Consider the following 26,405-nt stretch of genomic DNA (forward strand, 5'->3'; position numbering starts at 1 on the left):
TTCGTTATTTAACCATTACCCCACTGCATTGGATACTATTAAAATTAAACTAATCAAAGCAAAAGATAAGGATAAGAAGTTTTTGTTCGACTTACGAATAAAGACAATGGTAGAACATTTAGAAAATGCGGGAATATACCTATCAAATGACGAGCATAGATCTAGAGTAGATAAAGGGTTTGATGCTTCTTATATTATTATGCAATCTGATCAAAGAGTTGGTTTATTAAAGTGTTTCGAGAATGAAAAAGCATTTGAGATAGCGCAACTTCAAATATTACCAGAGTTTCAAGGAAAGGGAATCGGAAGAGAAGTAATATCTCAATTAATTATAAAAGCAGAGGCTGTAAAAAAAACATTGACCTTGAAAGTTTTAAAGAAAAACCCTGCCAGACATCTCTACGAAAGAATAGGGTTTACGATTATTGCACAAGATCGATATGAGTATGATATGATTTGGAATAAAACATAAAAAAAGCCCGTTTAGTAAATTTAAACGAGCTTTTTCGTAGTGTTAATGTAGTGTATTAAAATCCATAATTTACGCCTAGCCCAAATACTTCTCTAATCTGAAAAGCACCTATAGCATTGTCATCATATATGGCTTGAAAAGTTAAGTTGGTAGATAAATATTTGTTAATAGTCATTACGATATTCGCAGTATAATCGATATCTACATTTTGTGGATCTTCAAGATAATTTGAGTACAAATTCAAAATGTTTTCCATAGATACGTTTTTCATAAGTTCAAATTTGGCATATGCATTTACCGCAGCACCAAACTCAAATCTAAAAGAGTCATTAGCTTCTACTCCAAAGTATCCTCCAGCATCATTAAAAGCATCGATAGCTACCTGATCATTACCGACATCGGTAAAGTCACCATCTACAAAAATAAGTCTGGCTGTTGCAGGTGCAAAGTTTACTTTTAGATTATCATTTTTCTTCCAAAGCATACCAGGTCCAAGCTGTAAGTATGCAGGAGAAAAAATATGTGTAGTTTCTGTTCTGATCTCATTTCCGGCAGCATCTTCTCCAAACTCATAACCAGGTGCAAACTGTGTTCTAAAGTTTAAGAAAAATGAATAATACCAATTAGATTCTTTTATTTGTTTACCCACTAAAGAGTTAAACTCAAATCTATCATTAGTTTTACGAGTAAACTCTTGATCCTTTATTTTGGTTAAACCATAGTCGGCCAATATTTTATTGTCCCAGGTTAAATTTCCTTTACGATAGTTAAAATCATAAGAGATAGATAGGTTTCCAGCGATATTAGAAGTACCTCCACCAAGCCATTCGGCATTAAAAGCAGATTGGTTAAACAAGAGACCTATGTTTCCTGTTTTAGTCCAACCTTCTTTTGGAGCTTCATCTTTGGCTTCGTCCTGTGCAAATACAATTGTAGAACTAATTAATAGTACCACAGTTAATAATGTCTTTTTCATGTAATTGATAGTTTTAGAGTTGATCAGATACGTACTCTAGTCAAGAGGGGTAGATGCTAATAAATTTAAATTAACGTAATTGATTTTTAAATTTATCAGTACACTCAACCAAAATAAATAATCTGTACAAAATTTATGTTGGCAAATATATTTTAAGAAACGTTTTTTGTGCTAGATAAAAGATATCAAGATCGTTTTTTTCGATAAAAAACAATATTAAACGACAAAAAGAACTATTTGCGCTTATAAAGGGGTACCGAAGAGCATGCTTCTCCATACATAATGCTTTTGGCTACTGGTTGTAGTTTTTGAATTAAAGCAATGTAGGCACCTTCTGGAACAGGTTTGTTTGCACAACCTTTTATGATTAATAACTTATCTTGATAAGAAGAAACATCAAGCTTAGAGATAATATCGTTGTAGAGTATAGTTTCTAAGTTTTCTAGAGAACCCACAACAATTTTTTTGGTATAAGGAATTAACGAGCTGGTTAGTAAAAGATATGCCCAACCAGGAATAATGGCATCTGTAGAACAAGTTAATGCCACATATTGATTTTGATGTTGACTCCAATCATATGACTCTGCTTGTTTTCTAAAATCTTTTTCGCGTAAAATTAAACCTTCATACAACCAATCTTTGATGTCAAAAATCAATCTTTCACCTTGCGGATAGTGATCTTCTAGATCAAAAGTGATAAGGTTTTTGTTATTTGCGATTCTATTTACAATTTCTTCTGCCATTACCGATATCCTATTTTTTCAGATAATTCAATTTTACTTTTCGAAAAATTTCCAGTTCCAAATGCTATTTCTTTTCCATCTTCATTGTATAAAGTAGATTCTGCTACATAAAGGTTTCTGGATTTAAACTTTACTTTTCCTATTGCCGTTATAACACCCTTATTGACTGGTCTAATCAAGTTAATATTAAACGATGTTGTGAGCACAAAGGCATCTTTAACAATCGAGTTAACTGCAAAAAAGGCGGCATCATCGAGCAATTTAAAATATACAGAACCATGAATAGCTCCTAGCGCATGAAAGTATTTATCAACTATTTCAAGCTTAATTTGAGCCATTTCTTCAGATATTTTAACTGCTGTAGTATCAAATATCTTTGTATTAATATTGGCCTGCAAATACATTCTTTCTAATTTGTCGTAATGTTCTTGATTCATGTTTTGCATGTTAAGAAAATACCGTTCTGAACTTTTGAACAATAGTTTTATTGTATAATTAGAGCATACCGAGTTCTAGTTTTGCCTCTTCGCTCATTAGATCTTGAGACCAAGGTGGATCAAAAGTAAGTTCCATCTCGACATCATTTACTGCATTAAGAGACTTTACTTTTTCTCTTATCTCTTCGGGTAATGATTCTGCAACTGGACAATTAGGAGATGTAAGCGTCATTAAGATTTTTACATCGTAATCCTCATTAACAAATACGTCATAAATTAGTCCTAGTTCATATATATCTACAGGAATTTCAGGATCATAAATAGTTTTTAATACTCTTACAATCTTTTCTCCAAGTTCATTAGTATCTATGGCTGTATCACTCATTTTTTTAAATTTTAGTCGGCTTCAATCTATGTTGCCTAACAATATATATTAGTTAAGTTGTGTTTGATAGGCGATGGCATACATTTTTAGTTGCTTGATCATACTTACCAAACCATTAGCGCGAGTTGGAGAAAGATGTTCTTTTAATCCAATCTCATCAATAAAACCAGTATCTGCATCAATAATATCTTTTGGATGTTGCCCAGAGAATGCTCTGATAAGTATTGCAATAATCCCCTTAGTAATAATAGCATCGCTATCCGCAGTGAAGTCAATTTTATCTTCTTTCATTTCTGCATGAACCCAAACCTTACTTTGACACCCTTTGATAATATTATTGTCGGTTTTGTATTTTTCATTAATTAACGGAAGAGATTTTCCTAGTTCGATCATATACTCATAACGTTGCATCCAATCATCAAACATGCTGAATTCATCAACAATCTCTTCCTGAATTTCTTGTATCGTCATTACCTACAATTTTTTAGCAAAAGTACGACAAGAATAATTGCTATTCAACACTTTCTATCAATGATAGCATAGTATTAACTAATGGTTTTTCTTCAATACGATTTGTAGGATTAAAATCTAATGTGGTTTTTTAGCAAAAGATGTAATAGGAAAGGCATTAAAATACAATGAGGGAGCTTTTAACTCCCCCATTTCTCACGTATGAAATAAAATATATTTTGGTGATACTACCTTTGGATTAATACCTTTTTGGTAATTGTAGACTCACCTACATATATTTTTGCCAGGTAATGCCCTGGCTGTATATCCGAAACATTAACTTCGTTAGTGATAGAAGTACGAACAAGTTGTCCATTTTGAGCATAAAACTCAACCTTATGCAATTTCTGGTTGTCTAGTACTTTAATGTTTAGAAGTTTGTTGGCTGGATTCGGAAATGTCGTTAATTCAATTTCTGCGGGTTCATAAATTACTTGTGGATTGTTACAATTATTTTCTGAAGTAACATCATTAGAAGTAGAGAGATCTAATAAAAATGTTTGTTGTGCTGCTGTATTACCTTTTAATTTGTAATCAAACCAAGAGTTTAAGAACTGAAAGGTGATAGCTTGTTGCTCACTTCGATTAATTTGTATGTTACCAGAAGAACTATTCTCGCCAAAATCACAGAAAAAATTACTGTTGGCATAATAACAATGTGCACCACCAGTAATGTTTATGATATATTTACAATCTGATCCTAAGTTATTGTAAATAGGGATATGATGCTCTTCTGGAGGCGTGACTCCATCTTCGGTTCCAGAAAACACAATAGCATCTTCAGAAACCATAGAAGCCGGTGTTAAGGTATCGAATCTAAGTAATGCAGGTGCAAAAGTAACCAAAGTCTCTACTTCTACCATAGAGGCGGCTACTGTGGCTGCACCACCTCCCATAGAGTGACCAATTAGAGCACTTTTGTCATCAACAATGCCAGAAAGCACAGAGTTTTGATTGTCGTTTTCTGCTTGGATAGCACCTACCATAAATGCAAGATCATTGGCGTACTCTTCGTGATTTGCAAAAAATGACCCTTCAGTATTTACAAATACTACTATGTACCCTCTAGGAACAATAGTATTATAAAAATTTTGATAGGCATCAACACCCATTACAAAACCATGACCTAGTACAATTACGGGAAAAGGTCCTTGTACAACTTTGGTTTGATTTTGTTTTGTAATTTTTGGATAATAAATTCGGGCATTTACTCTCCTGTTTCGACGACTGGCATCTCTAAACGTTTTGGAACTTGAACTAACATCATAATCTTGAGCGATACCGCTACAGACCATAAAAAAAATGGACAGAATACTTAAAAGTACTGTTTTCATAATATATTTATTTTTGGTTAATGTGTGGTTTAAAGGTATTCTGAAAAAAAATATTTTGCAAGAATTATCTAATATTTTTTAACATTATATCTAATAATTTAGTCATTATTGACTTAATTTTAAAACATTGATAGCTAAATAGTTATTTCTATTTTTGTTACTGGTGTAGGGAAGTTCCAGAGATTTTCTAATATCAAATAAACTGTTTTTTGAAGTGATATTTTTTTAAAGAAAAAAGAAAAAACGACCACTCCAATTCTTTAAAAAGGAATAAAGAACAATTCTATAATTAAAATGGATATAAACTTTTAAGAAAGCATCATTTTTGCCTTTTTAACAGCTTCTACCAAGGCATCTATTTCTGCTTTGGTATTATAAAATGAAAAAGAAGCTCTTATAGTACCCGGTATTTTATAAAAATCCATAATGGGTTGTGCACAATGATGTCCTGTTCTAACGGCTATTCCTAATTTATCTACAATTGTACCCACGTCATAAGGATGAATATTTTCTAAATTAAAAGAAATTACCGAAGTTTTGTTTTTTGAAGTACCGTATATTTTTAAGCCTTCGATCTCTAATAATTTTTGAGTACCATATTGAAGAAGTTCTTCTTCGTAAGCTGCAATATTGTCAAAACCAATGGAGTTCATATAATCCAATGCCGCTCCAAAAGCGATTCCTCCACAAATATTTGGAGTTCCTGCTTCGAATTTATGAGGAAGACCTGCATAGGTAGTTTTTTCAAAGCTTACCTGATCGATCATTTCTCCTCCTCCTTGATAAGGGGGTAATTTGTCTAACCACTCTTCTTTTCCATATAATAAACCAACGCCTGTGGGGCCACATAATTTGTGAGCCGATGCAACGTAAAAGTCAACATCAAGAGCTTGGACATCAGGTTTGATGTGTGGGCAAGATTGTGCACCATCTATAAGTACTGCCGCACCCACCTTATGTGCTTTATCAATGATTTCTTTTATAGGGTTAATTGTTCCTAATGCATTAGAGATATGATTGGTAAAAACTAACTTTGTTTTATCAGAAAGTAGTTTATCATAAGCAGCCATAACCAACTCTCCTTCTTCATTCATTGGTATAACTTTTAGAACAGCTCCTGTGCGTTCGCATAGCATTTGCCAGGGCACAATATTAGAATGGTGTTCTAAGGCAGAGACAATAATTTCATCACCTTTGGTAAGAATATTTGTAAAACCTGTCGATACAATATTAATACTATGAGTAGTTCCCGAAGTTAGGATAATCTCACGGGTATGTTCGGCATTAAAATGTTCTTGTACTTTTTTACGAGCTATCTCATAAGCATCAGTAGCTTCTTGCGATAACGTATGCACACCACGATGAATATTTGCATTATAAGTACTATAATAATCAACAATAGTATCTATAACCGTCTGAGGCGTTTGAGAAGTAGCCGCATTATCAAAATATACCAAAGGTTTTCCGTTTACTGTTCTTTTTAGAATAGGAAAATCTTCTCTAATTTTATGTACATCAAACATTACAATTTCTTTCTGCAAAAGTAAGAAGTATTTCTAATAGAGATTCCTTATTTTTAAATGATTTAACCCTTTTTATATATGAAGCGAATTAAAAAGATTTTTGGTATCAGTTTATTAGTATTAGGCGTTCTAATAAGTATTGGTGCAGCACTTAATTATCCTAAACTAACCATTCTTACGGGATACTCTGCAAAAAACATGTGTTCATCTATTTTTATTGCAGATCGAAGTTATGAATTTACAGATGCTCACGATAATAATTTTTCTCCGGTAAACTTAGCAGATGATGAAGTAAATGTTGAAAATAAATTTGTTACCACTTCTGTTTTTGGATTAAAAGAACGTAAAGCTATCTATAGAGAAGGGGTTGGTAGTGTTTTGGTGAATGATGATTTTGATACTACTGCTCCATATCCAAAACCAGTAAGAAATAGGGTAAAAAGAAATTTGCCGTTTCCTTATGGGGATTTGCCTCAAAAAGACACTGTTTTTGCCGAAATAAATCAAACGAGCCTTCAAAAAGCTGTTGCTTTTGGCTTTGAAAATATTGAAATAGCCAAAACTCGATCTGTTATGGTATTGTACAAAAATCAAATTATAGCCGAGCGTTATGCTAACGGTTATACTGCTTCTTCAAGGTTTTTGGGTTGGTCAATGACAAAAAGTGTTCTAGCAACGTTATTTGGTATTCAAGAATTCGAGAAAAAAATAGATTTGGATCAAAAAGCAGGAATAGAGGAGTGGGCGAATGATGATAGAAGTAATATCACAATAGATCATTTGTTACATATGAATAGTGGTTTAGAATGGGATGAAGATTATGGTGGCTTGTCTGATGTAAATCAAATGCTTTTTGAAGCTGTAGATATGACACAAACTCAAGTTAAAAAAGAAACTGTGGCCGGCCCAAACGAAATTTGGAATTATTCTTCGGGTACGACTAATCTTTTGTCTGGCGTTCTAAGAAAGCAATTTAAAACACATCAAGAGTATTTAGATTTTCCTTATAAAGTGCTTATCGATAGGATGGGCATGCACAGTATGCTATTAGAAATGGATATGAGCGGTAATTATGTTGGATCATCATATTGTTGGGCTACAACTAGAGATTGGGCAAAATTTGGACTGCTATATCTTAATGAAGGAAACTGGAACGGAGATCAGATATTTGATTCAAAATGGACGAATTATGTACGCACTCCTGCACCAAATTCTGAAGGAAAATATGGAGGGCATTTTTGGCTAAATGCCGGAGGGTTTTATCCTGATGCGCCTAGAGATATGTTTTCGGTAAATGGATTTCAAGGACAGCGAGTGTTTATTATACCTTCTAAAGAGTTGGTTATTGTTCGGTTTGGTTTGATCGGAGACGCAGGGTTTGACTTTAATACTTTTGTAAAGGAAATCGTTAATGCTATAGAATAAAAAAAGCCAAATCAATTTGATTTGGCTTTCGTTTTTTATTTAAACATATATGTTATAAGTCAAAACCAATGCTTACGCCAAGTTTATTGGCTATTAACTTATTGATTCTAGTTTTGAGTTGAGGGATTTTTACACTTTCTAATACATTATTAGCAAAGGCATACATCAATAATGCTCTCGCTTCTTTTTCACCAATACCTCTAGATTTCATATAAAATAAAGCGTTATCATCTAATTGACCAATGGTACAACCATGAGAACATTTTACATCATCTGCAAAAATCTCAAGTTGAGGTTTTGAGTTGATAGTAGCTTTATCGCTTAGCAAGATATTATTGTTAGACTGGAAGGCATTTGTTTTTTGAGCCTCTTTATCTACAATTATTTTTCCATTAAAAACACCAGTAGCTTTTTCATCAAAAATACCTTTATAATCTTGGTGACTTTCGCAGTTGGGTTCTTTATGATGTACAAGTGTATTATGATCCACATGTTGCTTACCCTCAATTATAGTAACACCATTAAGTACAGAATCAATACCTTCTCCTTTTTGATAGAAATTAAGGTTGTTTCTGGTTATGTTTCCACCAAATGCAAAAGTATGAACAGAAGCTAAACTTTGCGCTTGTTGTTCTATGTATGTATTATCGATTAAAGATGCATTTTGATTGTCATTTTGGATTTTATAATAATCCACAATGGCTCTCTTATCTACAAAGATTTCTGTAACAGCATTAGTTAACACTGGGTTATCGGTAAGACTTTGATGACGCTCAATGATCTGTACATGTGAGTTTTCTTCTACCACAATTAAGTTACGAGGTTGTAACATTTGTGCAGATTCTTTTCCTGTCGAGAAATGTATAATTTGTATAGGTTTATCTGCTAATTTATTTTTAGCAATGTAAATATACGCTCCCTCTTTAGAGAAAGCTGTATTTAAAGAAGTAAGACCATCTTTAGGAGCTATTTTGTTAAAATAGTTATCAATAATGGGTTTATATTTGTCATGAACTAATGCAGATGACATTAAGCAAACATCTATTTTATCATGAGTAGTCTCTGATAAATGAGATGAATACTTACCGTCGATAAATACAATTTTGTACGTGTCTAAATCATATAGAAAGTATTTTTTTACATCCTTAAACTCTAATGCATTTTCTTCTTTAGGAAAAATACTATAATCGTGCTTTAATACAGCATTTAAAGAAGTATATTTCCAGGCTTCTTCTTTCTTGGTAGGGAACCCTTTTTCTTCGAAAACTTTTATAGCTTGACTTCTGATATCATGTACAGGAGCATCTATATTTATAGTATTTTCAAAAGCCAAAAAAGAGGATACTAATTTATCTTTTAACTCCATAACTTATGCATTTATCTCTTCCTTAATCCAGTCGTATCCTTTTTCTTCTAGTTCGAGTGCTAGTTCTTTAGAGCCAGACTTTACTATTTTTCCGTCATAAAGTACATGAACATAATCCGGTACAATGTGGTCTAGTAATCTTTGGTAGTGAGTAATAACGATAATAGCGTTATTCTCACCTTTTAATTTGTTTACACCATTAGCAACAATACGAAGAGCATCGATATCTAATCCAGAGTCTGTCTCGTCTAGAATAGCCAATTTAGGCTCCATCATTGCCATTTGAAATATCTCATTTCTTTTTTTCTCTCCGCCAGAAAAACCTTCGTTAAGAGAACGTGATAAGAATTTACGATCAATTTCTAATAGCTCAGATTTCTCTCGAATTTTCTTAAGCATGTCTTTTGCCGGCATTTCTTCAAGACCTTGAGCTTTTCTGGTTTCGTTGATAGCGGTTTTCATAAAATTAGTAACCGTTACACCAGGTATTTCTACTGGGTACTGAAAAGATAAGAATACCCCTTTATGAGCTCTTTCTTCTGCAGCTAATTCTTCGATGTCCTCACCATCTAAAAGAATTCCACCTCCGGTTACCTCATATTCTTCTTTACCAGCAATAATATTTGCTAGGGTGCTTTTTCCTGCACCATTTGGTCCCATAACAGCATGAATTTCTCCGGCTTTAACATTTAAGTTCAGGCCTTTTAAAATTTCTTTCCCTTCAACACTAGCGTGTAAATCCTTTATTTCTAACATTGTTTATAATTCTTTTATATATAAAGAGATATAATTATTTGTATTAATTTTCTGTATTCTTGTTTTCGTTGGAACTTTGATCTTTATCAGAAGTTTCAATTTTTGTTGGTAATTCTGATGTAGGTGCACTTACACCAATAATTTCTTTTATTTCAACGACTTCTTCCCATCCTTGATTTGGATTGGATTTAATAATTCCTTTTATCACAACAGGAACCATATCATATTCTTCTCTTTGCAGAGGCTTTACTTTTTTTGCTAACTCCTTGGTTCTTTCATCAATCACTACACCATATATAAAACCATTTCCCTTTATTACCGCGGCATCATCAATTAAAATAAACTCACCACGAATAAGTGATGATTCGGTTTTCTCATTTTCAGATTTCTCCGATTTACAAGAAAAAATAGTAAGGCTTAAAACAATTAGTAAATACGATAGTTTCATTAATGCAGATTTGATGGTTTTACATTTATCCTACAGAACCTTCTAAAGAAATTTCTAGAAGTTTTTGCGCTTCTACAGCAAACTCCATTGGCAATTTATTCAATACTTCTTTACTAAATCCATTAACAATTAAAGCAATTGCTTTTTCGGTATCAATACCTCTTTGATTGCAGTAAAAAATTTGATCTTCACCTATTTTGCTGGTAGTAGCTTCATGTTCTATTTGAGCAGTTTTATTTTTTGCTTCTATATAAGGAAACGTATGCGCACCACATTCATTGCCCATCAATAATGAATCACATTGTGAAAAATTACGCGCATTGGTCGCTCTACTGTTTATTTGCACCAAACCTCTATAGCTATTTTGAGATTTCCCGGCAGAAATCCCTTTAGAAATAATAGTACTCTTAGTGTTTTTTCCTAAGTGTATCATCTTTGTACCTGTATCTGCTTGTTGGTAATTATTGGTAACTGCAATAGAGTAAAACTCTCCAACTGCATTATCTCCTTTAAGCACACAAGAAGGGTATTTCCAAGTTACTGCTGATCCTGTTTCTACCTGTGTCCATGAAATTTTTGCATTAGTTTCGCAAAGTCCTCTTTTGGTCACAAAATTATAAACCCCACCTTTTCCTTCTGCATTACCTGGATACCAATTTTGTACGGTAGAATATTTTATTTCTGCATTATCTAGTGCTATCAATTCTACAACAGCAGCATGCAATTGATTTTCATCTCTTGATGGAGCGGTACAACCTTCTAGATAACTCACATAACTTTCTTCATCGGCAATTACTAGAGTACGTTCGAACTGACCAGTACCTGCTTGATTAATCCTAAAGTATGTTGATAACTCCATAGGGCAACGCACCCCTTTAGGGATATAGCAAAAAGAACCATCACTAAATACAGCTGAGTTTAATGCAGCATAAAAATTATCTTTCTGAGGAACAATGCTTCCTAAGTGCTTTTTTACCAATTCTGGGTGTTCTTGTATAGCTTCAGATATAGAACAAAATATGATACCTTTCTCAGCTAATGTTTCTTTAAATGTTGTTGCAACAGATACAGAATCCATAACAATATCAACAGCTACACCAGCTAATTTCTTTTGTTCATCCAGCGAAATCCCAAGTTTTTTAAAGGTCTCTAATAATTCTGGATCCACCTCATCAATACTATTGTATTTTGGCTTTTTATTAGGAGCAGAGTAGTAAGAAATATTCTGAAAATTGGGTTTTTCATAATGTACGTTTGCCCATTCAGGCTCTTCCATTTGTTCCCATATTCTAAATGCTTCTAATCGCCATTCTGTCATCCATTCTGGCTCCTCTTTTTTCTTTGAAATTGCTCTAACAATATCTTCATTAAGACCCACAGGAAAAGTTTCAGATTCTATATCTGTATAGAATCCATACTCATATTCCTTAGTTTCTAATTCTTTCTTTAAATCGTCTTCAGTATATGCCATCTTGCTGATCCTAAATTTTATTCAGGATTTTTTTATCATTTATCAATTACAGTGAAAAACTTTCTCCACAACCACATGTTCTACTGGCGTTGGGGTTATTAAATACAAATCCAGTACCGTTTAAACCACCAGAGTACTCTAGGGTAGTTCCTATAAGGTAAAGGAAGCTTTTTTTATCTACAATAATTTTCACGCCATTATCTTCGAACACTTTATCTCCTTCTTGCTGGGCTTTATCAAATTTTAAATCATACGATAAACCAGAACAACCGCCACTTTTTACGCCTACCCGAACATAATCGGTAGCAGCGCTATATCCATCTTCGGTCATCAATTGGACAACTTTATTTTTTGCTATGTCTGATACCTTGATCATCTTTTTATAAATAGATTAATTCTAAATGAAATGCAAATATACTACTTAAGTAGGTTTTATACACATAACCTAACATTAATATAGCAAATGTTGGGATAACTTAAAACTATTACAAATTTACCAGCTTCCACTTGCTCCACCACCGCCAGAACTACCACCACCGCCAAAAGAGCTGCTAGAGGAACTACTAGAGAAACTACTTCCAGAAGAAAAAGAACCAGAAGAAGAGCTGGAGCCAGAAGAAGAATATGTTCTGAAAAGCGCTTTTTCGGCCTTCGTAAGCTTAAATTTAAGATTTAAAGGTTTTTTTTGAATCAGAAGTATCCATAGAATTGGTAAAACTGCCCCGTATAGCAAGAAAAAAAGAAATATTGGAGATAAATACCCGATAATTCTTAGTGTTTGATTTGTAGTACGTGTATCAAAAAAATCGATATACTGACTAAAAAAGTCTTGAATGGACTCAAAATCAATTTCAAGAAATAACCCAAAAGCTATAAGCGGCATTATGATAAAAGCCAGAAAAGGAATTAAAAACAATCCTGATAATATTTGCGGTATAAAACCTAATACGGAATTCTTACCTGTATAGAAGTTAATATAATTAGAAAACTTCCAGAGGGGATTTTTGCGTTGAACAAAAAAGCCAACGATTAGAAAAGGAAGGGTGAATAAAATCATAAATAGAATCACGAACCAAGGATAATCATTACTTTCTTTTGTTAGATCAAGATACGTTTCTTCAGGTACTCTTGTGTATCCATAAGGTTGTCCTAAATGATGCAATATAATATCTACTCCTTTTTGAATACCGGTTGCGTAGGCTTCATTTTTAAATTCAGGAATCATGATTTGTCGTATAATTTTACCACAAAGGAGATCTGTTAATGATTCTTCTAGTCCATAACCAACTTCAATACGCACTTTTTGGTCATTTTTTGCAAATAAGATTAAAACACCGTTATCCTTTTCTTTTTGACCCAGTTTATTTTTATTAAAAACTTCAAAAGCAGTTTGTTCGATACTTAATCCTGATAGCGAGGCTATAGTTACCACGGCTATTTGATTTGAAGTTCGTTCTTCAAAATCGATCAACAACCTCTCCAGTTCTTCGGTTTGAACATTGGAAAAAACGTGTGCATTATCTGTAACTCTTTTTGAAAGGATTATATCTACAGGGTTTTGACAAAATCCTGTAAATACGCATACCAGGTAAAAAACCAGGGTGATTTTTATTTTTTGGAAGGAGTAATACTTTTTCAAAAAAAATCAAATTAGATGCTTCAAAATAAAAAAATAAAAACGACAATAGAGGTTTTAGTTCATAAAATCGCAAGTATTATCGTAACATTTCAAAATGAAAGAATATCTTCTTGATAGTTTAAAAAAAAGGGAAGATGGGAATAAAAATAAAAGAGTTTTTTAAAATTCCGAAAAACGATCATCATTTAAGAAATCATCGTCGGTAAGTGTTTTTAGAAAAGCTATGATCTGTAGTTTTTCTTCTGCGGTCATAGGGATCCCTAGGGTACCGTCTTGTCTTTTAAACGTTGGTTCTAACGTTTCAGAATTTACAACACCATCACTATAATGATCTAATACATCATTTAGAGTTTTTAACCTACCATCATGCATATACGGAAAAGTAAGTTCAATATTCCTTAAACTAGGTACTTTAAATTTGTGAAGATCTTCAGCCAAGCCAGTAACTCTATTTCTTCCTATATCATTGTATTGTGGATCAATAGCTAGGCCATTATTACGATAAGATTGATCTGTAAAAAGAGTTCCTTGATGACACGAAGCACACTTGGATTTAAAAAGCTCAAAACCTGAGGCCTCTTCTTGAGTAAAGACAGAACCTTCATTCCTTTCAATCTTGTCATATTTAGTATTGGCAGAAATCATCATGATCATAAATTGAGAAAGTGCTTTGAGGATATTATCAGGATTGATTTTTTGATCTTCAAAAGCTTCAGCAAAAAGTTTTACATATTCTGGCTGGTCCTCTAATTTTTTAACAATGCCGCTAAAGGTTTCATTCATTTCAACCTCTGCGGTAATTGGTATAATCGGTTGTAAATCCAGATGTCTGGCAGCTCCATCCCAAGTAAACTCTTTCATAAACGCCATATTGTGTAAAGGTTGGGCATTACGAGTACCTAATGCTCCACCAACACCATGACTTACGATATGTGTATGATGGGTAAATGCAAAATCCTGTATATGACAAAATCCACAAGAAATAACGCCATCGGATGATAATCGACCATCATAAAAAAGTTTTTTCCCTAATTCAAACCCTTTTTCTGTAGGAGGGTTTAAAGAAACATTATAACTAGGTTCGGGAAAATTAGCAGGAACCGTAAATTGAAGTGCTGCATTCTCAATAGGAACATAGTCTTCCTTATCAGAGCTACAAGAAGCTCCAATAAGGATAATCACTATGTATGAGAATATTTTCAAAATAATTTAATTAGAAACGGCAGTTACTGTAAACATTGCCGTTATGTTTTCTGCGATTAATGGAGCATTTACTGGATCTACTTGCACATCACTTTTTGTTACCAAAGAATGGGTGTTGATACCGTCAAATATTTTTGCAATATCGACATTAATAGCTACTTCAGGAGATGCAGACTCTGTAATGGTTAAAGCAGTAGGCAAATCAAGTGTAATTTCTTTATAATTGTCCAAAGTGGTGCCATGGCTTCCTACATGGATTAAAAAATCAGCAGGAGTTCCACCATTTACCGTATATGATCCTTCAAATTTAATAAATTTATATCCAGCAGACCAACTCCATAGCATTCCACTTTCTTCGGCTGTAGGTATAAAGTTAGTCATTCCGTTAAGAGGATATTTGGATTGATCTACACCAAATCCAAACTTGATTTTTGTATACTCTCCAGAAGAGATATCTGCAAGATTTATTTTTTTACTAGCCACAACTTCCTCATTGATCAAAAAGTAACTACGGTCAACAGGATATACAAACTCTTCCCCGTTGGCTTTGATGAGTACAATATTGCTGATAATATATTTTAACTCTGAAATGGTATACACTTCATTACTTGCATTAGTATACGAATCGGTTCCTAATTCGATACCAGTAGCATTGATTGTATTTTTAAAATCCAGAGCTAAAGTACCAAAGGTTGGTTCTGGTGTTCCTCCATCATCATTTTTACAAGATAGTACGATTACTAAAAACGTTAAGAGGATATATGCTATTTTTTTCATTGTGTTTATTTATATTTTATAATTAATACATCTTTGGATCCCTTGTTATTAGAGATATCCAAATCACTACTTTCAGAACTACCAACAACTACAATTTTTTTGTCATTAGTTTCAATACAGCTCTCGCCAAATTCGGCTTTACTACCACCTGTTGTAGTTTTCCATTGAACTTCACCAGTAGCATCTATAATAAGGTTTAAAACATCGCTTTGTCCTTTGTTTTGGGTTATGTCAACATCATTACTTCTGGAGTTTCCGGTAATGATAAAACCTCCACTTTGGGTTTTATTGATTCCTCGGCCAGTATCAAATTGGGTACCACCGATTGACTTTTCCCAAATTAAATTACCGTTACCATCAATTTGAATCATCCAGAGGTCAGCATTTCCCTTGGCATTTGTGATATCGCCATCACTACTTCTCGAATCGCCAACAATAACAAACCGACCATTACCTGTAGGTGCGATTGCATAAGCTACATCAATTTCAACCCCACCAAAGGATTTCTCCCATATTTTAGTGCCTTCAGAGTTTACTTTTACTGCCCAAAAATCATAACTACCTTTACTGTTGGTGATATCAAAATCAATACTTTCTGAAGAACCAATCATTAAAAATCCGTTATCATCTGTTTGAACTACATCATAACTACGATCGTTGTTTGTGCCTCCAAAATAACGTCTCCATTCTTTCTCTCCAGAAGCATCCAGTTTAATTCCCCAAAATTCGCCAACGCCATGTTTAGAGAAATTACTTTTATCATCATTTCCTTCTCCCCCGCTTGCAGTAACATCAAGAAACCCAGTAATGAAATACCCTCCATCATTGGTTTGTATAACAGAGAAGGCTCTGTCAATTCCTGGAAACCCAAAACTTTTTTCCCAAAGAATATCACCAGAGGCATTGACCTTTAGGATCCAATAATCTTGAAGACCAGCATTTACAGCTACATCTTCATCATTACTTCTGCTATAGCCTACCATTACATATCCACCATCAGAGGTTTGGATAAGTTTTTCTCCTCTATCATCACCAGAGCCACCATAGGTTTTGCTCCACGAAATTTCTCCGTCTTGATTAAGTTTTAGTAACCAGTAATCACTATCGGGAGCGGTTTTGTCTGTTACATCACCATCGATACTTTGTGTATATCCAGCAATAGCATATCCACCATCTGTAGTCTCTACTACCGATAGGGCGTTGTCCTCATTGCTTCCTCCAAATGTTTTTACCCAATCAACTTCACCCAAAAAACCATCTATTGGAGTGCCGGGTGGGGGTGGGTCATCAGAGTTATCACTACTGCATGCAACAAAACTAAGTGTGGCAATACAGAGAATGAGTATATAGGGTAAGAATTTATGACGATTCATTGACCAATTTTTTTTGTGTTATTTTTTCACAAAACGTTTAGTAACGACTTGTTGATCTTTGGTAGCAACCTGTAAAAAATAGACTCCTGATTTTAAAGCAGAAACATCTATAATATTACTAACGCTTCCCTTTCGTACTAATTGTCCTACAAAGTTCTTTATTTCAAAGTTAGAAACATTTTTATTATTAGTTGATAAATTTAACATGGGTCCATCAACAGGGTTCGGAAAAATAGAAAAGTTTAGATCTTCTAATACGACAATAGAACTATTTACGGCAACACTTGTTGTAATTGATAAGTTATCTATTGCGATATCTGCTTGCCATGAATTACCAGTAATTCTATTAAACCTTAATTGCACACCATCTCCGGTATAAGGAGTAAGATCTATAGTTGCATTTTGCCATGAATTTCCTTGATTTCCTGTTTGATTCCATAAGCTTGTCCAAGAAACACCTTCGTCTGTACTTGCTTCTAAAGCAATACTTCCCATATTTGTATTACCATACATATGATATGAAAAAGATAGTGTAGCATCTGCTGCAGAACCAAGGTCTATACAGGGCGAGGTAATAATTGCACTTTTATTAGGATATCCTGTTCCGTTTCCCGAAGCTTCGACATAGATGTAGTAAGTGCCATCAGTGGCACTCGATGGTCCAGTATTTCGTGATGGAGTACCGTTGGAATCTATGGTCCAATCTAAATCATCTGAGCTTGATTGAGTCCAGCTTCCTAAAGTGTTTTCAAATCCTTCATTGTAAGGGAAAGAAGAAATTCCTGAAGTACAGCCACTTGGTCCGGGTCCTCCGGGACCACCACCAGTAATATTTACTGTATAATCTTCAACTTCGCCATATTGAAAAGATTCGCAAGGAGAGGGCACTCCATTATATTTCATAGAGACGCGCATTCTAGTTGATCCATTAAGTGCTGCAGCAGGAATAGTAAAATCTCCTGTAACTGGTGTATCTCTTGTTGCGTTTTGAGACAATAACTGTTCTCCAGAATCCGAAAAATCACCATCTTGATTAAGGTCTATCCAAATACTATATCCTTCACTATAAACTGTACCAGTCCATGTAGGAGTAATGGTAATGGTATGAGACGTATTTTTTGCAAGATCGGTAGAAATCGATGTATAATCTACATACCCTCCAGTAGAAGCACCAGAAGGATTATTTATAGTACCAATAGCCACATTACTTATATATTCATCAGATACACTGTTTCCATTAGAATCACAGTAAGTTAATTGTGTATCGGTTGTGGTAAAAGTAGTTGAACTACTATAAGAAGAATTGTCCCCTCCAGAGCATTTACTTCTTACCTGAGCTTCATATTGCGTAAGAGCAGAGAGCCCCGTTATGGTATATGAAGTTCCTGAAAGAGGGACAGTGGTCCATGAAGATGCTCCTACAACTCGATATCGTATATCATAAGTGGCACCCGCTACAGGACTCCAACTCACTGTTGCCGAAACCGATCCAATGTTAGAAGAAGAAAGAGAGGTAGGAACAGTTGCATTACATACAACTGGGCTACTTTTTTTAATTAAGAAAAATCCACCTTCGATATCACTAATCACAATGTTCCCACTATTAAAATATGGGTAAACATTCCAGACACCATTAAAAGCAGCTCCGTTACTCGAAGTATAGGTATCAAAAAAACCAATCTCCGTCATGTTTTTGTTAGCAATGTCAGAAATATCTATTACTCGTATACCTGCTCTGTAATTGGCAAGATAAAACTTATCTCCCTTTACGTACCCATTATGATCAATAGCAGCAGTTGGCCCAGTATAGGTCATGTGTTCTATTGGGTTGTCTAAATCCAGAAAATCAAAAATGACTGTTCTGGTGTTAAACCCAACACCTTGTTCATCGGTTTCATCTCCTAATATAAAATATCTCATATCTTCGGTAAACCACCCTTGGTGAGTATACCCCACATCAGAATATTTTATGGTAGAAAGAGTAACAGGATTATTTTTATCTGTAATATCAGCAATTACTACTTCAATTTCATTACTTCCGATTAATATTTCTCTACCGGTATAATTAGTATCAGGTCCACTGTAGGTAACTACTTGCGCATCGTGGGTATAGGCTCTTTGCCCACCAGATAAAAATCCACCTGCATTTATTGGGTTTTTAGGATCTTGTATGTTGATAAATAGAGGACCACCTCTATATGGACCACTATTTCTTTGGGCACCAACAACATATGCGTATCCAGTATCTTCATTGATTACAATGTTATGAGCATTACCAAATTCGGTATATCTCGTATCTGCAGTAAAGGTTTGCGGAGGATTTGCTACATTTCTTAGTCTTGTAAGATCAAAAACTTGCATTCCATGATTAGAAGCTTCGCTAACAATAAATGCATGATTCTGATATACTTTTACATCTCTCCATGAACTGTTGCTGGTTGCTGTTGGTAGTTTACCCAGATAAACAGGATTAGTAGGATTAGAAATATCGATAAATGCGGTTCCATTATTTAATCCAATAAGAGCATATTCTTTTCCGTTTTGTGGGTCTGTCCATCCCCAACTATCGTTACCTGCCCCAGCATTCATTTGAGAAAGAGTAATAGTAGACATTAGATCGTAATCGTTGCAAGGATAAGAGCCTGCCAGACCATTTTGACATGGTGTCTGACCATAGGCCCATACTACTGTGGTTAACAGTAGTGTGGTGATAAGATTTTTCATTGAGTTTGTGTTTTAAGAGTTAGTTTGTAATTGGGTTTATATCATATATTTAATATTTTAATGCGTTATAATTCAATTAATTACCTAATTTATTGAATTTATTCAAAGAAACATCCTTAAACACAACGAATTTGTTGTTTTTTTAACTCTTTTTAACAATTTGGTTGTCTACCTGATAATAAATTACCTAATTTATTGAGAGTTTATAAAAAAACACCACCAATGCCGTTGAAAGCATTGGTGGTGTTTTTTAGTTTTGGATTGCCCTTAGAAAAGGCACATCTTTAACTAGGTAAATTATTAGTAAAGTTTAGTTTTGTTATTGCTCTTTTATGAGGATAAACCCAGAATTTATGTCACTGATCACAATATTACCGCTATTAAAATAAGGATATACGTTCCAAGCACCGCTAAAATCCGCATTATTGTTAGACGGGAACGTATCAAAAAAACCTATTTCAGAAATATTTTTATTGGCGATATCAGATATGTCGATAACTCTAACACCTGCTCTATAATTAGCAAGATAAAATTTATTTCCTTTTACATATCCATTATGATCAATAGCCGCGGTTGGTCCAGTATACGTCATATGCTCTATAGGAGTATCTAAATCTTCAAAATCAAAGATGATTGTTCGTGTATTAAAGCCAACACCTTGTTCATCGGTTTCATCTCCCAAAATAAAATACCTCATATCTTCTGTAAACCATCCTTGATGTGTATATCCAACATCTGCATATTTTATAGTAGAGATGGTTATTGGATTATCTTTATCGGTAATATCTGCAATAACGATTTCTATTTCGTTACTTCCTATTAATATCTCTTGACCTGTATAATCACTATCTGGACCGCTGTATGTAACTACTTGCGCATCGTGACTATAAGCTCTATCTCCAGATGATAAAAAGCCACCGGCATTAATAGGGTTTTTGGGATCTTGGATATTGATAAAAACAGGACCTCCTTGAAACGGTCCCGATCGACTTGTTCCCACGGCATAAGCAAAACCAGTATCTTCATTAATTACAATATTATGTGCACTCCCAAATTCTGTAAAACGAGTATCTGCTGTAAAGTTCTGAGGAGGATTAGAAACATTGCGTAACCTTGTTAAATCAAATACTTGCATACCATGATTGGGTGCTTCACTAACAATAAAAGCATGGTTATTAAATACTTTTACATCTCTCCAAGAACTATTGACTGTAGCGGTGGGTAATTTGCCTAAATATATGGGAGTTTCTGGTGTAGAAATATCAATAAAGGCGGTGCCATTATCTAATCCGATAAGAGCATATTCTTTACCATTAGTAGGATCTGTCCAACCCCAACTATCATTTCCAGCATTTGCATTCATAGTACTTAGGGATATCGCAGAAACAAAATCGTATCCATTACAAGGATAAAATCCTGCGGCGGTACCATTTTCGCAAATATTAGAAACATTTGGATCGGGACCCATATCTATAGGCGCACCTCCGTCATCATCTCCACTGCAACCCAATAAAAAAATAAAAGAGAAGAGTGTATAAATGGGGTATTTATAATTTTTCATACTGACAACTATTTTAGTAAAAATACCAAACTTTTTTGAACTTAATTTAATAACGTAGAATAACTAGTTTTGTTTTAAAAGGTTACCTAACTTCATATGCACTAATTTTTCGAAAGATTTTTATGAATTAGAATTAGATTGTTGGCTACCTTTGCAAAATGATTGAAGATAAAAATACACCCAGAACGCAAATATCTGAACTAGGAGAGTTTGGATTAATTAATCATTTAACCAAGAACTTTAAGATTAACCAAAAAACTACTAATCTTGGTATTGGTGACGATGCTGCAGTTTTAGATTTTGATTCTAATAAATGTGTTCTAACTACAGATTTGTTAATTGAGGGGGTGCATTTTGATCTTTCATATGTTCCTTTAAAGCATCTAGGATATAAAGCCGTGGTTGTAAATCTTTCTGATGTATATGCAATGAATGCGACAGCATCGCAAATCACAGTGTCTATTGCTGTTTCTAATAGATTTCCTTTAGAAGCAATCGAGGAACTTTATGCTGGTATAGAAACTGCAGCCAAAATTTATAATATTGATGTTGTTGGAGGAGACACAACGTCTTCTACTACTGGATTAATAATTAGTGTTACCGCTGTTGGTTATAGTAACAATGAAGATTTGGTTTATCGTAATGGAGCTGGAGAAAAAGACCTTTTAGTAGTTACAGGAGATTTGGGAGCCGCATATATGGGACTTCAAGTATTAGAAAGAGAAAAACAAGTATTCGAAGTAAATCCAAATTCTCAACCAGATTTAGATCAATACACCTATCTTATTGAAAGACAACTAAAACCCGAAGCACGAAAGGATATTCGTGAACTTTTAAAAGCGCTAGAGGTTCAACCAACAAGTATGATAGATATTAGCGATGGATTATCATCAGAGGTGATACACCTTTGTACACAATCGAATGTTGGTGTAAATCTATACGAAGAAAAAATACCTTTAGATCCTGCTGTAATTTCTGTGTGTGAAGAATTTAAAATAAATAGTACGACTGTAGCACTTAATGGAGGAGAAGATTATGAATTATTATTTACTATTAAACAAGAAGATTATCCAAAAATAAAAGCAAATCCAAATTTGACCGTTATTGGTCATATGACAGATGAAAAAAGTGGAGTAGGATTAGTAACTAGAGCCAATGAAAAAATAGAACTACAAGCTCAAGGTTGGAATCCGATTAAAGAATAGAAGAATACGATAGATTAGGAAGCTACTTGAAAAGCAGTATTTACTTTGTTTTTAGCAATTTTCTTAGCATGCACTGAAGCCAATGCATTATTAATTTCTTTTAATTTGGGAGTCATAGCTTCTAATCGACCTCGGCTATTGGTTGTAGCTTGTTCTCCACAATGCGAGCAAGAATATTCTTTTATGTGATGAGTTACATTTTTGGACAACACATAATTATGACCAAATAGAGAACAGTAAATTTTTGAAAAGGAAAATGCGGGGCTGGGGGTAGATTTTTTCATAATTTTCTAAGGGGTTACAAATTCATGCACGGGTGTTATAGGTTCATTATCAATACAATAATAATATTTTTTTTGAAACTACAAACATATTTGTAAGAAAAATGTGGCTTAAATTGTGCTTTTTTAACACAAAACCTGCTTTTAATAGGTATTTTGCCTTAAAAAAGAGCATTTCATCTATGTTAAATTTGCATTAATTCTCCCTGTTTCAGTATTTTCTTAGGGTGATGCTAAGAGAAATTTATCCAATTCGGATAAAAACTCTTCCTTATTTTCTACATACGACATATGTCCACCATCAAAGCTTACGAGATCAATATTGTATTGTTTTGCTTCTTGTAGACTTTGTGAATATATTAATATAGGATCAAGTTTTCCTGCAAAGATAACTTTAGCTCCTTTAAAATTTTGTAAAATATTACCACGATCTTTTCTAATTTTCATTCCTTCCAAAGAAGAAATAATTCCTTGTAAAGATGTTTTTGAAGCTTGGTTTTTAATACTATTTATTTGTTGAGAAAATTTGAATCTGTGTTTTTCTGCAAAAAGATTTGCAATAGCCATACTCGTATAAGCATTTGGGTTTTTCTTTACGATATCAATTGCCCGAGAACGACTTATTTTTCGTTCTTCGCTATCTGGTAAAGAAGTAGAATTAAGTAACACTAATCCAGAAACTGAATCGGCAAAAAGATCGATGTATGCTAGTGCTACATATCCACCCATAGAGTGACCAACAAATGTTGCGGTATTAATTTTTAGAGAATCTAATACAACTCTTACAGCTTGAGACATGTCTTCCATAGTATGTACATATCCTAAGTTCTCTGTATTGCCGTGCCCTAACAAATCAATAGATATACATTGATACTGATTCGAAAAAAATGTAATTGCTTCTTCCCACATAGTTGAATTTTCTAAAAACCCATGTAGAAAAACAACTGGAGCCCCTTTTCCAAAGGTGTTATAATTTATTTTAATCCCTTTGTGTGCTAAAATCATTTTGAAAGTTTATTTTTAGGCGCATAAACCTAACTAAATGAGATTTAATAAAGAAACTTTCGTCGCAGGATTTGCGTTATTTTCTATGTTTTTTGGTGCCGGAAACTTAATGCTTCCGCCCTTATTAGGTTTAAAAGCGGGAGATGCCTGGTTTATGGTAACCTTAGGTTTTGTAATCTCTGCAGTGATTATCCCATTACTTGGAATAGTAGCACACGCTAGATTACAAGGCACGATGCTAGATTTTGCAAAAAAGGTATCACCTAATTTTAGTCTTATTTATTGTTTATTAGTGTATGCTATTTCTTTATCCTTGCCCTCACCAAGAACGGCATCTGTAACTCATGAAATAGCCATCCAACCTTTTTTTGGTACTAGCGCATGGCTGACCAGTAGTGTGTATTTTGCGTTGGTTCTCCTTTTTGTACTTAACCGATCTAGGATCTTAGGGTTACTAGGAAAATTCCTTTCTCCTATTATCTTTATAGTTGTTCTTAGTATTATTTTTATTGGTGTTTTTTCTGCGCAAACACCAGGAATAGGACCATCCGAACTTCAAATCCCGCTAGTTAGTGGATTACTAGAAGGATATCAAACGTTTGATGCTATTGGAGCAGTTGTGGTTGGTGGGGTTATTATTATTTCTTTGCAGATAAAAGGGAAAAACAGTTTTGAGCACAATAAAGGACTTATTATTAGATCAGGTATTGTAGCCGGTTTAGGACTACTTATCATTTATTCAGGAATGATTTATAATGGTGCTCTATATAGCAATGTTTTTGATCAAGAAACTACTAGAACAGAATTGTTATCTGGTTTAAGTTTAATCACTTTAGGAAACATAGGAAAAACGCTTTTGAGTATTCTCGTAGGATTAGCCTGCTTTACTACGGCGGTTGGTATAGTGACTGGTACAGCAGATTTTATGAAAGGGATATTTAAAAACTCTAAAAAGGCTTATGTGCTGACCGCAATCATAGGTTGTATTCTGGGTGTGGTAATGGGGCAATTTGATGTACATTACATTATTGATGTTGCGGTGCCTGCACTAATGTTTATTTATCCAATAACAATAGTTTTAATTTTGCTTAATGTTTTACCAGATAAATTGACACATCCGTTGGTTTTTAGAGCAGTAGTTATTGTGACCATTATATTCAGCTTACCGGATTTTCTGGGTTCTATTGGTCTGAAGGAGCAAGTAGCTCCCATTTTAGAGACCCTGCCTTTTGGCGAGTTTAGCTTAGCATGGCTAGTTCCTGCAGTTATTACTTTTGTTATTATGAATATAATATTACTTACCAAAAAACAATAATTTTTTAATTGCGCTTAGGGGTAATTTCCCCTTTTATATTCTTTAGGTTTTTGATATTTTCGCGTGCAGAAAACAACCACAGATAATAAATAAACCTAAAACAAAAAAGCGGGATTAATGAAAAAAATAATTACCCTGACAGGAATAGTATTGCTATTATTTTCTTGTACTAATGATGATAATTATGTACCAATAGAAAACACATTAGATGTTCAATTAAAAGAACTATTAACGAGTGCTTCTGAAGGAAAAGAACTTTCTTACTTTATTTTTCCAGAAAGTGATGATTACTCAAAAATTCCTCATGATCCTAAAAATCCTATTACAAAGGCCAAAGTTGATTTAGGAAAATTACTTTTACATGAAACGGCATTGGGTAGAAGCCCAAAAGTTGAAAAGATGCGAGAGACTTATTCTTGTGCTTCTTGTCATCAAGTTAACGCTGGTTTCAGTTCTGGATTACGTCAGGGAATTGGTGAGTGCGGAGTTGGTTTTGGAATAAACGGTAATGGTCGAGTAATTGATCAAAGTGTACCTGTTAACTCGGTAGATATACAACCTTTAAGGTCACCTACATTATTAAATGTTGCATATCAAGATGTTATGCTATGGAACGGTCAATTTGGAGGAACCGGAACCAATGAAGGTACAGAAGCAAGTTGGGACAATATTCAGGAGAACTTTTTAGGATTTCAAGGAGTTGAGGTACAAGCCATAAAAGGGCAAGGTGTACATCGATTATTAATTGATGATGAATTTGTAAATACTCACGGATATAAAGAACTGTTTGATGCTGCTTTTGGCGATATTGATGAAAGTGAGCGATATAGTACTACAAATGCCGCATTGGCTATGGCCGCGTATGAAAGAATATTATTAGCCAATCAAGCACCATGGCAAGAATGGTTAAAGGGAAAGAACAATGCTATGAATACTGCCGAAAAAAGAGGTGCAATTGCTTTTTTTGGAAACGGAAAATGTTATGAATGTCACACAGGACCGGCATTAAATGATAAAGATTTTCATGCTTTTGGAATGGGTGATTTTGATGATTCTAGCAAAGCTATTATTTTGGATGATGCGGGATTTGATAAAGTGAAAAAAGGAAGAGGTGGATTTACTCAAAAATCAGAAGACAACTATAAATTTAAGACACCTACTTTATACAATATCGCAGATAATGGATTTTATGGTCATGGAGGAACTTTTACTTCTATAAAAGAAGTGGTCGTATATAAAAATGAAGGAGTACCACAATCTAGTGATGTAACTACCGAAAACTTAGCAATACAATTTGGCACTATTAATTTAACAGATCAAGAAGTTGATGATATCGCGGTATTTATCGAAAATGGATTAAGAGATCCAAACCTAAAAAGATATGTGCCAGAAATCGTAAATTCTGGTGCTTGTTTCCCTAATAATGATGACCAATCAAGAAACGATCTTGGTTGTGATTAATATATGAGGATAAAG

At 34.0% G+C, this 26,405-nt stretch carries 25 protein-coding genes; 5 read left to right on the forward strand and 20 right to left on the reverse strand.

The window, feature by feature from the left end:
* The first annotated feature begins 28 nt into the window (after window positions 1–28).
* Entirely contained in the window at window positions 29–472 is a 444-nt protein-coding gene (locus DK508_RS17500) for an N-acetyltransferase (protein WP_160114776.1), read from the forward strand.
* 55 nt (window positions 473–527) lie between these two features.
* Here the strand turns inward: DK508_RS17500 and DK508_RS17505 are convergent, their stop codons facing one another.
* The 7 genes from DK508_RS17505 to DK508_RS17535 all read right to left on the reverse strand — a co-directional run bounded on the left by DK508_RS17505 (window position 528) and on the right by DK508_RS17535 (window position 6,380).
* A complete protein-coding gene (locus DK508_RS17505; protein WP_109302079.1) occupies window positions 528–1,448 on the reverse strand; it encodes a DUF3078 domain-containing protein in 921 nt (306 codons plus the stop codon).
* Between the two features lie 233 nt (window positions 1,449–1,681).
* Complete coding sequence (locus tag DK508_RS17510) at window positions 1,682–2,191, reverse strand: DUF2480 family protein (RefSeq protein ID WP_109302080.1); 510 nt, start codon at window positions 2,189–2,191, stop codon at window positions 1,682–1,684.
* Entirely contained in the window at window positions 2,191–2,628 is a 438-nt protein-coding gene (locus DK508_RS17515; protein WP_200831883.1) for a PaaI family thioesterase, read from the reverse strand. The genes DK508_RS17510 and DK508_RS17515 overlap by 1 nt, the downstream gene beginning before the upstream one ends.
* 58 nt (window positions 2,629–2,686) lie before the next feature.
* Window positions 2,687–3,013, reverse strand: coding sequence for an SUF system Fe-S cluster assembly protein (locus tag DK508_RS17520; protein WP_109302082.1), 327 nt, complete (start codon window positions 3,011–3,013; stop codon window positions 2,687–2,689).
* A 48-nt stretch (window positions 3,014–3,061) separates the two neighbouring features.
* Window positions 3,062–3,484: a SufE family protein gene (locus DK508_RS17525; protein ID WP_109302083.1), complete on the reverse strand. Its 423-nt coding sequence runs from the start codon at window positions 3,482–3,484 to the stop codon at window positions 3,062–3,064.
* Between the two features lie 227 nt (window positions 3,485–3,711).
* Entirely contained in the window at window positions 3,712–4,857 is a 1,146-nt protein-coding gene (locus DK508_RS17530; protein ID WP_109302084.1) for a T9SS type A sorting domain-containing protein, read from the reverse strand.
* A gap of 308 nt (window positions 4,858–5,165) precedes the next feature.
* Window positions 5,166–6,380 (reverse strand): aminotransferase class V-fold PLP-dependent enzyme, encoded by a 1,215-nt coding sequence (locus tag DK508_RS17535; RefSeq protein WP_109302085.1) that lies wholly within the window; start codon window positions 6,378–6,380, stop codon window positions 5,166–5,168.
* 78 nt (window positions 6,381–6,458) lie between these two features.
* Here DK508_RS17535 and DK508_RS17540 point away from each other — a divergent pair, with 78 nt between their 5' ends.
* A complete protein-coding gene (locus DK508_RS17540) occupies window positions 6,459–7,805 on the forward strand; it encodes a serine hydrolase (RefSeq protein WP_109302086.1) in 1,347 nt (448 codons plus the stop codon).
* 52 nt (window positions 7,806–7,857) lie between these two features.
* Here DK508_RS17540 and sufD read toward each other — a convergent pair whose 3' ends face one another.
* The 11 genes from sufD to DK508_RS17595 form a co-directional block, all read right to left on the reverse strand.
* Window positions 7,858–9,171: a Fe-S cluster assembly protein SufD gene (gene sufD, locus DK508_RS17545; RefSeq protein WP_109302087.1), complete on the reverse strand. Its 1,314-nt coding sequence runs from the start codon at window positions 9,169–9,171 to the stop codon at window positions 7,858–7,860.
* A gap of 3 nt (window positions 9,172–9,174) precedes the next feature.
* Window positions 9,175–9,927, reverse strand: a complete 753-nt coding sequence (sufC, locus tag DK508_RS17550; protein WP_109302088.1) for a Fe-S cluster assembly ATPase SufC — start codon at window positions 9,925–9,927, stop codon at window positions 9,175–9,177.
* Between the two features lie 43 nt (window positions 9,928–9,970).
* Window positions 9,971–10,375, reverse strand: a complete 405-nt coding sequence (locus DK508_RS17555) for a hypothetical protein (RefSeq protein WP_200831884.1) — start codon at window positions 10,373–10,375, stop codon at window positions 9,971–9,973.
* A gap of 25 nt (window positions 10,376–10,400) precedes the next feature.
* A complete protein-coding gene (gene sufB / locus DK508_RS17560; RefSeq protein WP_109302089.1) occupies window positions 10,401–11,846 on the reverse strand; it encodes a Fe-S cluster assembly protein SufB in 1,446 nt (481 codons plus the stop codon).
* Between the two features lie 46 nt (window positions 11,847–11,892).
* Window positions 11,893–12,222, reverse strand: coding sequence for an iron-sulfur cluster assembly accessory protein (locus tag DK508_RS17565; protein WP_109302090.1), 330 nt, complete (start codon window positions 12,220–12,222; stop codon window positions 11,893–11,895).
* A gap of 117 nt (window positions 12,223–12,339) precedes the next feature.
* On the reverse strand, window positions 12,340–13,485 hold the full coding sequence (locus DK508_RS17570; protein ID WP_109302091.1) for a YgcG family protein: 1,146 nt from the start codon (window positions 13,483–13,485) through the stop codon (window positions 12,340–12,342).
* 159 nt (window positions 13,486–13,644) lie between these two features.
* Entirely contained in the window at window positions 13,645–14,688 is a 1,044-nt protein-coding gene (locus DK508_RS17575) for a cytochrome-c peroxidase (RefSeq protein WP_370443856.1), read from the reverse strand.
* A 6-nt stretch (window positions 14,689–14,694) separates the two neighbouring features.
* Window positions 14,695–15,465 carry an MbnP family protein gene (locus DK508_RS17580; RefSeq protein WP_109302093.1) on the reverse strand — a complete coding sequence of 257 codons (771 nt, stop codon included), beginning with the start codon at window positions 15,463–15,465 and terminating at the stop codon, window positions 14,695–14,697.
* A gap of 5 nt (window positions 15,466–15,470) precedes the next feature.
* A complete protein-coding gene (locus DK508_RS17585; protein ID WP_109302094.1) occupies window positions 15,471–16,838 on the reverse strand; it encodes a hypothetical protein in 1,368 nt (455 codons plus the stop codon).
* An 18-nt stretch (window positions 16,839–16,856) separates the two neighbouring features.
* Entirely contained in the window at window positions 16,857–19,562 is a 2,706-nt protein-coding gene (locus tag DK508_RS21605; RefSeq protein WP_109302095.1) for a choice-of-anchor B family protein, read from the reverse strand.
* Between the two features lie 319 nt (window positions 19,563–19,881).
* Complete coding sequence (locus DK508_RS17595) at window positions 19,882–21,123, reverse strand: choice-of-anchor B family protein (RefSeq protein WP_109302096.1); 1,242 nt, start codon at window positions 21,121–21,123, stop codon at window positions 19,882–19,884.
* A 158-nt stretch (window positions 21,124–21,281) separates the two neighbouring features.
* Here DK508_RS17595 and thiL point away from each other — a divergent pair, with 158 nt between their 5' ends.
* Window positions 21,282–22,328: a thiamine-phosphate kinase gene (gene thiL, locus DK508_RS17600; RefSeq protein ID WP_109302097.1), complete on the forward strand. Its 1,047-nt coding sequence runs from the start codon at window positions 21,282–21,284 to the stop codon at window positions 22,326–22,328.
* 14 nt (window positions 22,329–22,342) lie between these two features.
* Here the strand turns inward: thiL and DK508_RS17605 are convergent, their stop codons facing one another.
* Both DK508_RS17605 and DK508_RS17610 read right to left on the reverse strand, forming a co-directional pair.
* Complete coding sequence (locus DK508_RS17605) at window positions 22,343–22,612, reverse strand: hypothetical protein (protein ID WP_109302098.1); 270 nt, start codon at window positions 22,610–22,612, stop codon at window positions 22,343–22,345.
* A gap of 219 nt (window positions 22,613–22,831) precedes the next feature.
* On the reverse strand, window positions 22,832–23,614 hold the full coding sequence (locus tag DK508_RS17610) for an alpha/beta fold hydrolase (protein WP_109302099.1): 783 nt from the start codon (window positions 23,612–23,614) through the stop codon (window positions 22,832–22,834).
* Window positions 23,615–23,651: 37 nt separating this feature from the next.
* Here DK508_RS17610 and brnQ point away from each other — a divergent pair, with 37 nt between their 5' ends.
* On the forward strand, window positions 23,652–24,929 hold the full coding sequence (gene brnQ / locus DK508_RS17615; RefSeq protein WP_109302100.1) for a branched-chain amino acid transport system II carrier protein: 1,278 nt from the start codon (window positions 23,652–23,654) through the stop codon (window positions 24,927–24,929).
* Window positions 24,930–25,046: 117 nt separating this feature from the next.
* Entirely contained in the window at window positions 25,047–26,390 is a 1,344-nt protein-coding gene (locus tag DK508_RS17620; protein ID WP_109302101.1) for a cytochrome-c peroxidase, read from the forward strand.
* Window positions 26,391–26,405: the final 15 nt, after the last annotated feature.

Origin of the sequence: Aquimarina sp. AU474, from assembly GCF_900312815.1 — a bacterium.
GTDB lineage: Bacteria > Bacteroidota > Bacteroidia > Flavobacteriales > Flavobacteriaceae > Aquimarina.

Bases quoted from the DNA above. Each gene is read 5' to 3' on its own strand.
- DK508_RS17505 (WP_109302079.1), bottom strand. From the start codon at position 1,448: ATGAAAAAGACATTATTAACTGTGGTACTATTAATTAGTTCTACAATT.
- DK508_RS17510 (WP_109302080.1), bottom strand. From the start codon at position 2,191: ATGGCAGAAGAAATTGTAAATAGAATCGCAAATAACAAAAACCTTATC.
- DK508_RS17515 (WP_200831883.1), bottom strand. From the start codon at position 2,628: ATGAATCAAGAACATTACGACAAATTAGAAAGAATGTATTTGCAGGCC.
- DK508_RS17520 (WP_109302082.1), bottom strand. From the start codon at position 3,013: ATGAGTGATACAGCCATAGATACTAATGAACTTGGAGAAAAGATTGTA.
- DK508_RS17525 (WP_109302083.1), bottom strand. From the start codon at position 3,484: ATGACGATACAAGAAATTCAGGAAGAGATTGTTGATGAATTCAGCATG.
- DK508_RS17530 (WP_109302084.1), bottom strand. From the start codon at position 4,857: ATGAAAACAGTACTTTTAAGTATTCTGTCCATTTTTTTTATGGTCTGT.
- DK508_RS17535 (WP_109302085.1), bottom strand. From the start codon at position 6,380: ATGTTTGATGTACATAAAATTAGAGAAGATTTTCCTATTCTAAAAAGA.
- DK508_RS17540 (WP_109302086.1), top strand. From the start codon at position 6,459: ATGAAGCGAATTAAAAAGATTTTTGGTATCAGTTTATTAGTATTAGGC.
- sufD (WP_109302087.1), bottom strand. From the start codon at position 9,171: ATGGAGTTAAAAGATAAATTAGTATCCTCTTTTTTGGCTTTTGAAAAT.
- sufC (WP_109302088.1), bottom strand. From the start codon at position 9,927: ATGTTAGAAATAAAGGATTTACACGCTAGTGTTGAAGGGAAAGAAATT.
- DK508_RS17555 (WP_200831884.1), bottom strand. From the start codon at position 10,375: ATGAAACTATCGTATTTACTAATTGTTTTAAGCCTTACTATTTTTTCT.
- sufB (WP_109302089.1), bottom strand. From the start codon at position 11,846: ATGGCATATACTGAAGACGATTTAAAGAAAGAATTAGAAACTAAGGAA.
- DK508_RS17565 (WP_109302090.1), bottom strand. From the start codon at position 12,222: ATGATCAAGGTATCAGACATAGCAAAAAATAAAGTTGTCCAATTGATG.
- DK508_RS17580 (WP_109302093.1), bottom strand. From the start codon at position 15,465: ATGAAAAAAATAGCATATATCCTCTTAACGTTTTTAGTAATCGTACTA.
- DK508_RS17585 (WP_109302094.1), bottom strand. From the start codon at position 16,838: ATGAATCGTCATAAATTCTTACCCTATATACTCATTCTCTGTATTGCC.
- DK508_RS21605 (WP_109302095.1), bottom strand. From the start codon at position 19,562: ATGAAAAATCTTATCACCACACTACTGTTAACCACAGTAGTATGGGCC.
- DK508_RS17595 (WP_109302096.1), bottom strand. From the start codon at position 21,123: ATGAAAAATTATAAATACCCCATTTATACACTCTTCTCTTTTATTTTT.
- thiL (WP_109302097.1), top strand. From the start codon at position 21,282: ATGATTGAAGATAAAAATACACCCAGAACGCAAATATCTGAACTAGGA.
- DK508_RS17605 (WP_109302098.1), bottom strand. From the start codon at position 22,612: ATGAAAAAATCTACCCCCAGCCCCGCATTTTCCTTTTCAAAAATTTAC.
- DK508_RS17610 (WP_109302099.1), bottom strand. From the start codon at position 23,614: ATGATTTTAGCACACAAAGGGATTAAAATAAATTATAACACCTTTGGA.
- brnQ (WP_109302100.1), top strand. From the start codon at position 23,652: ATGAGATTTAATAAAGAAACTTTCGTCGCAGGATTTGCGTTATTTTCT.
- DK508_RS17620 (WP_109302101.1), top strand. From the start codon at position 25,047: ATGAAAAAAATAATTACCCTGACAGGAATAGTATTGCTATTATTTTCT.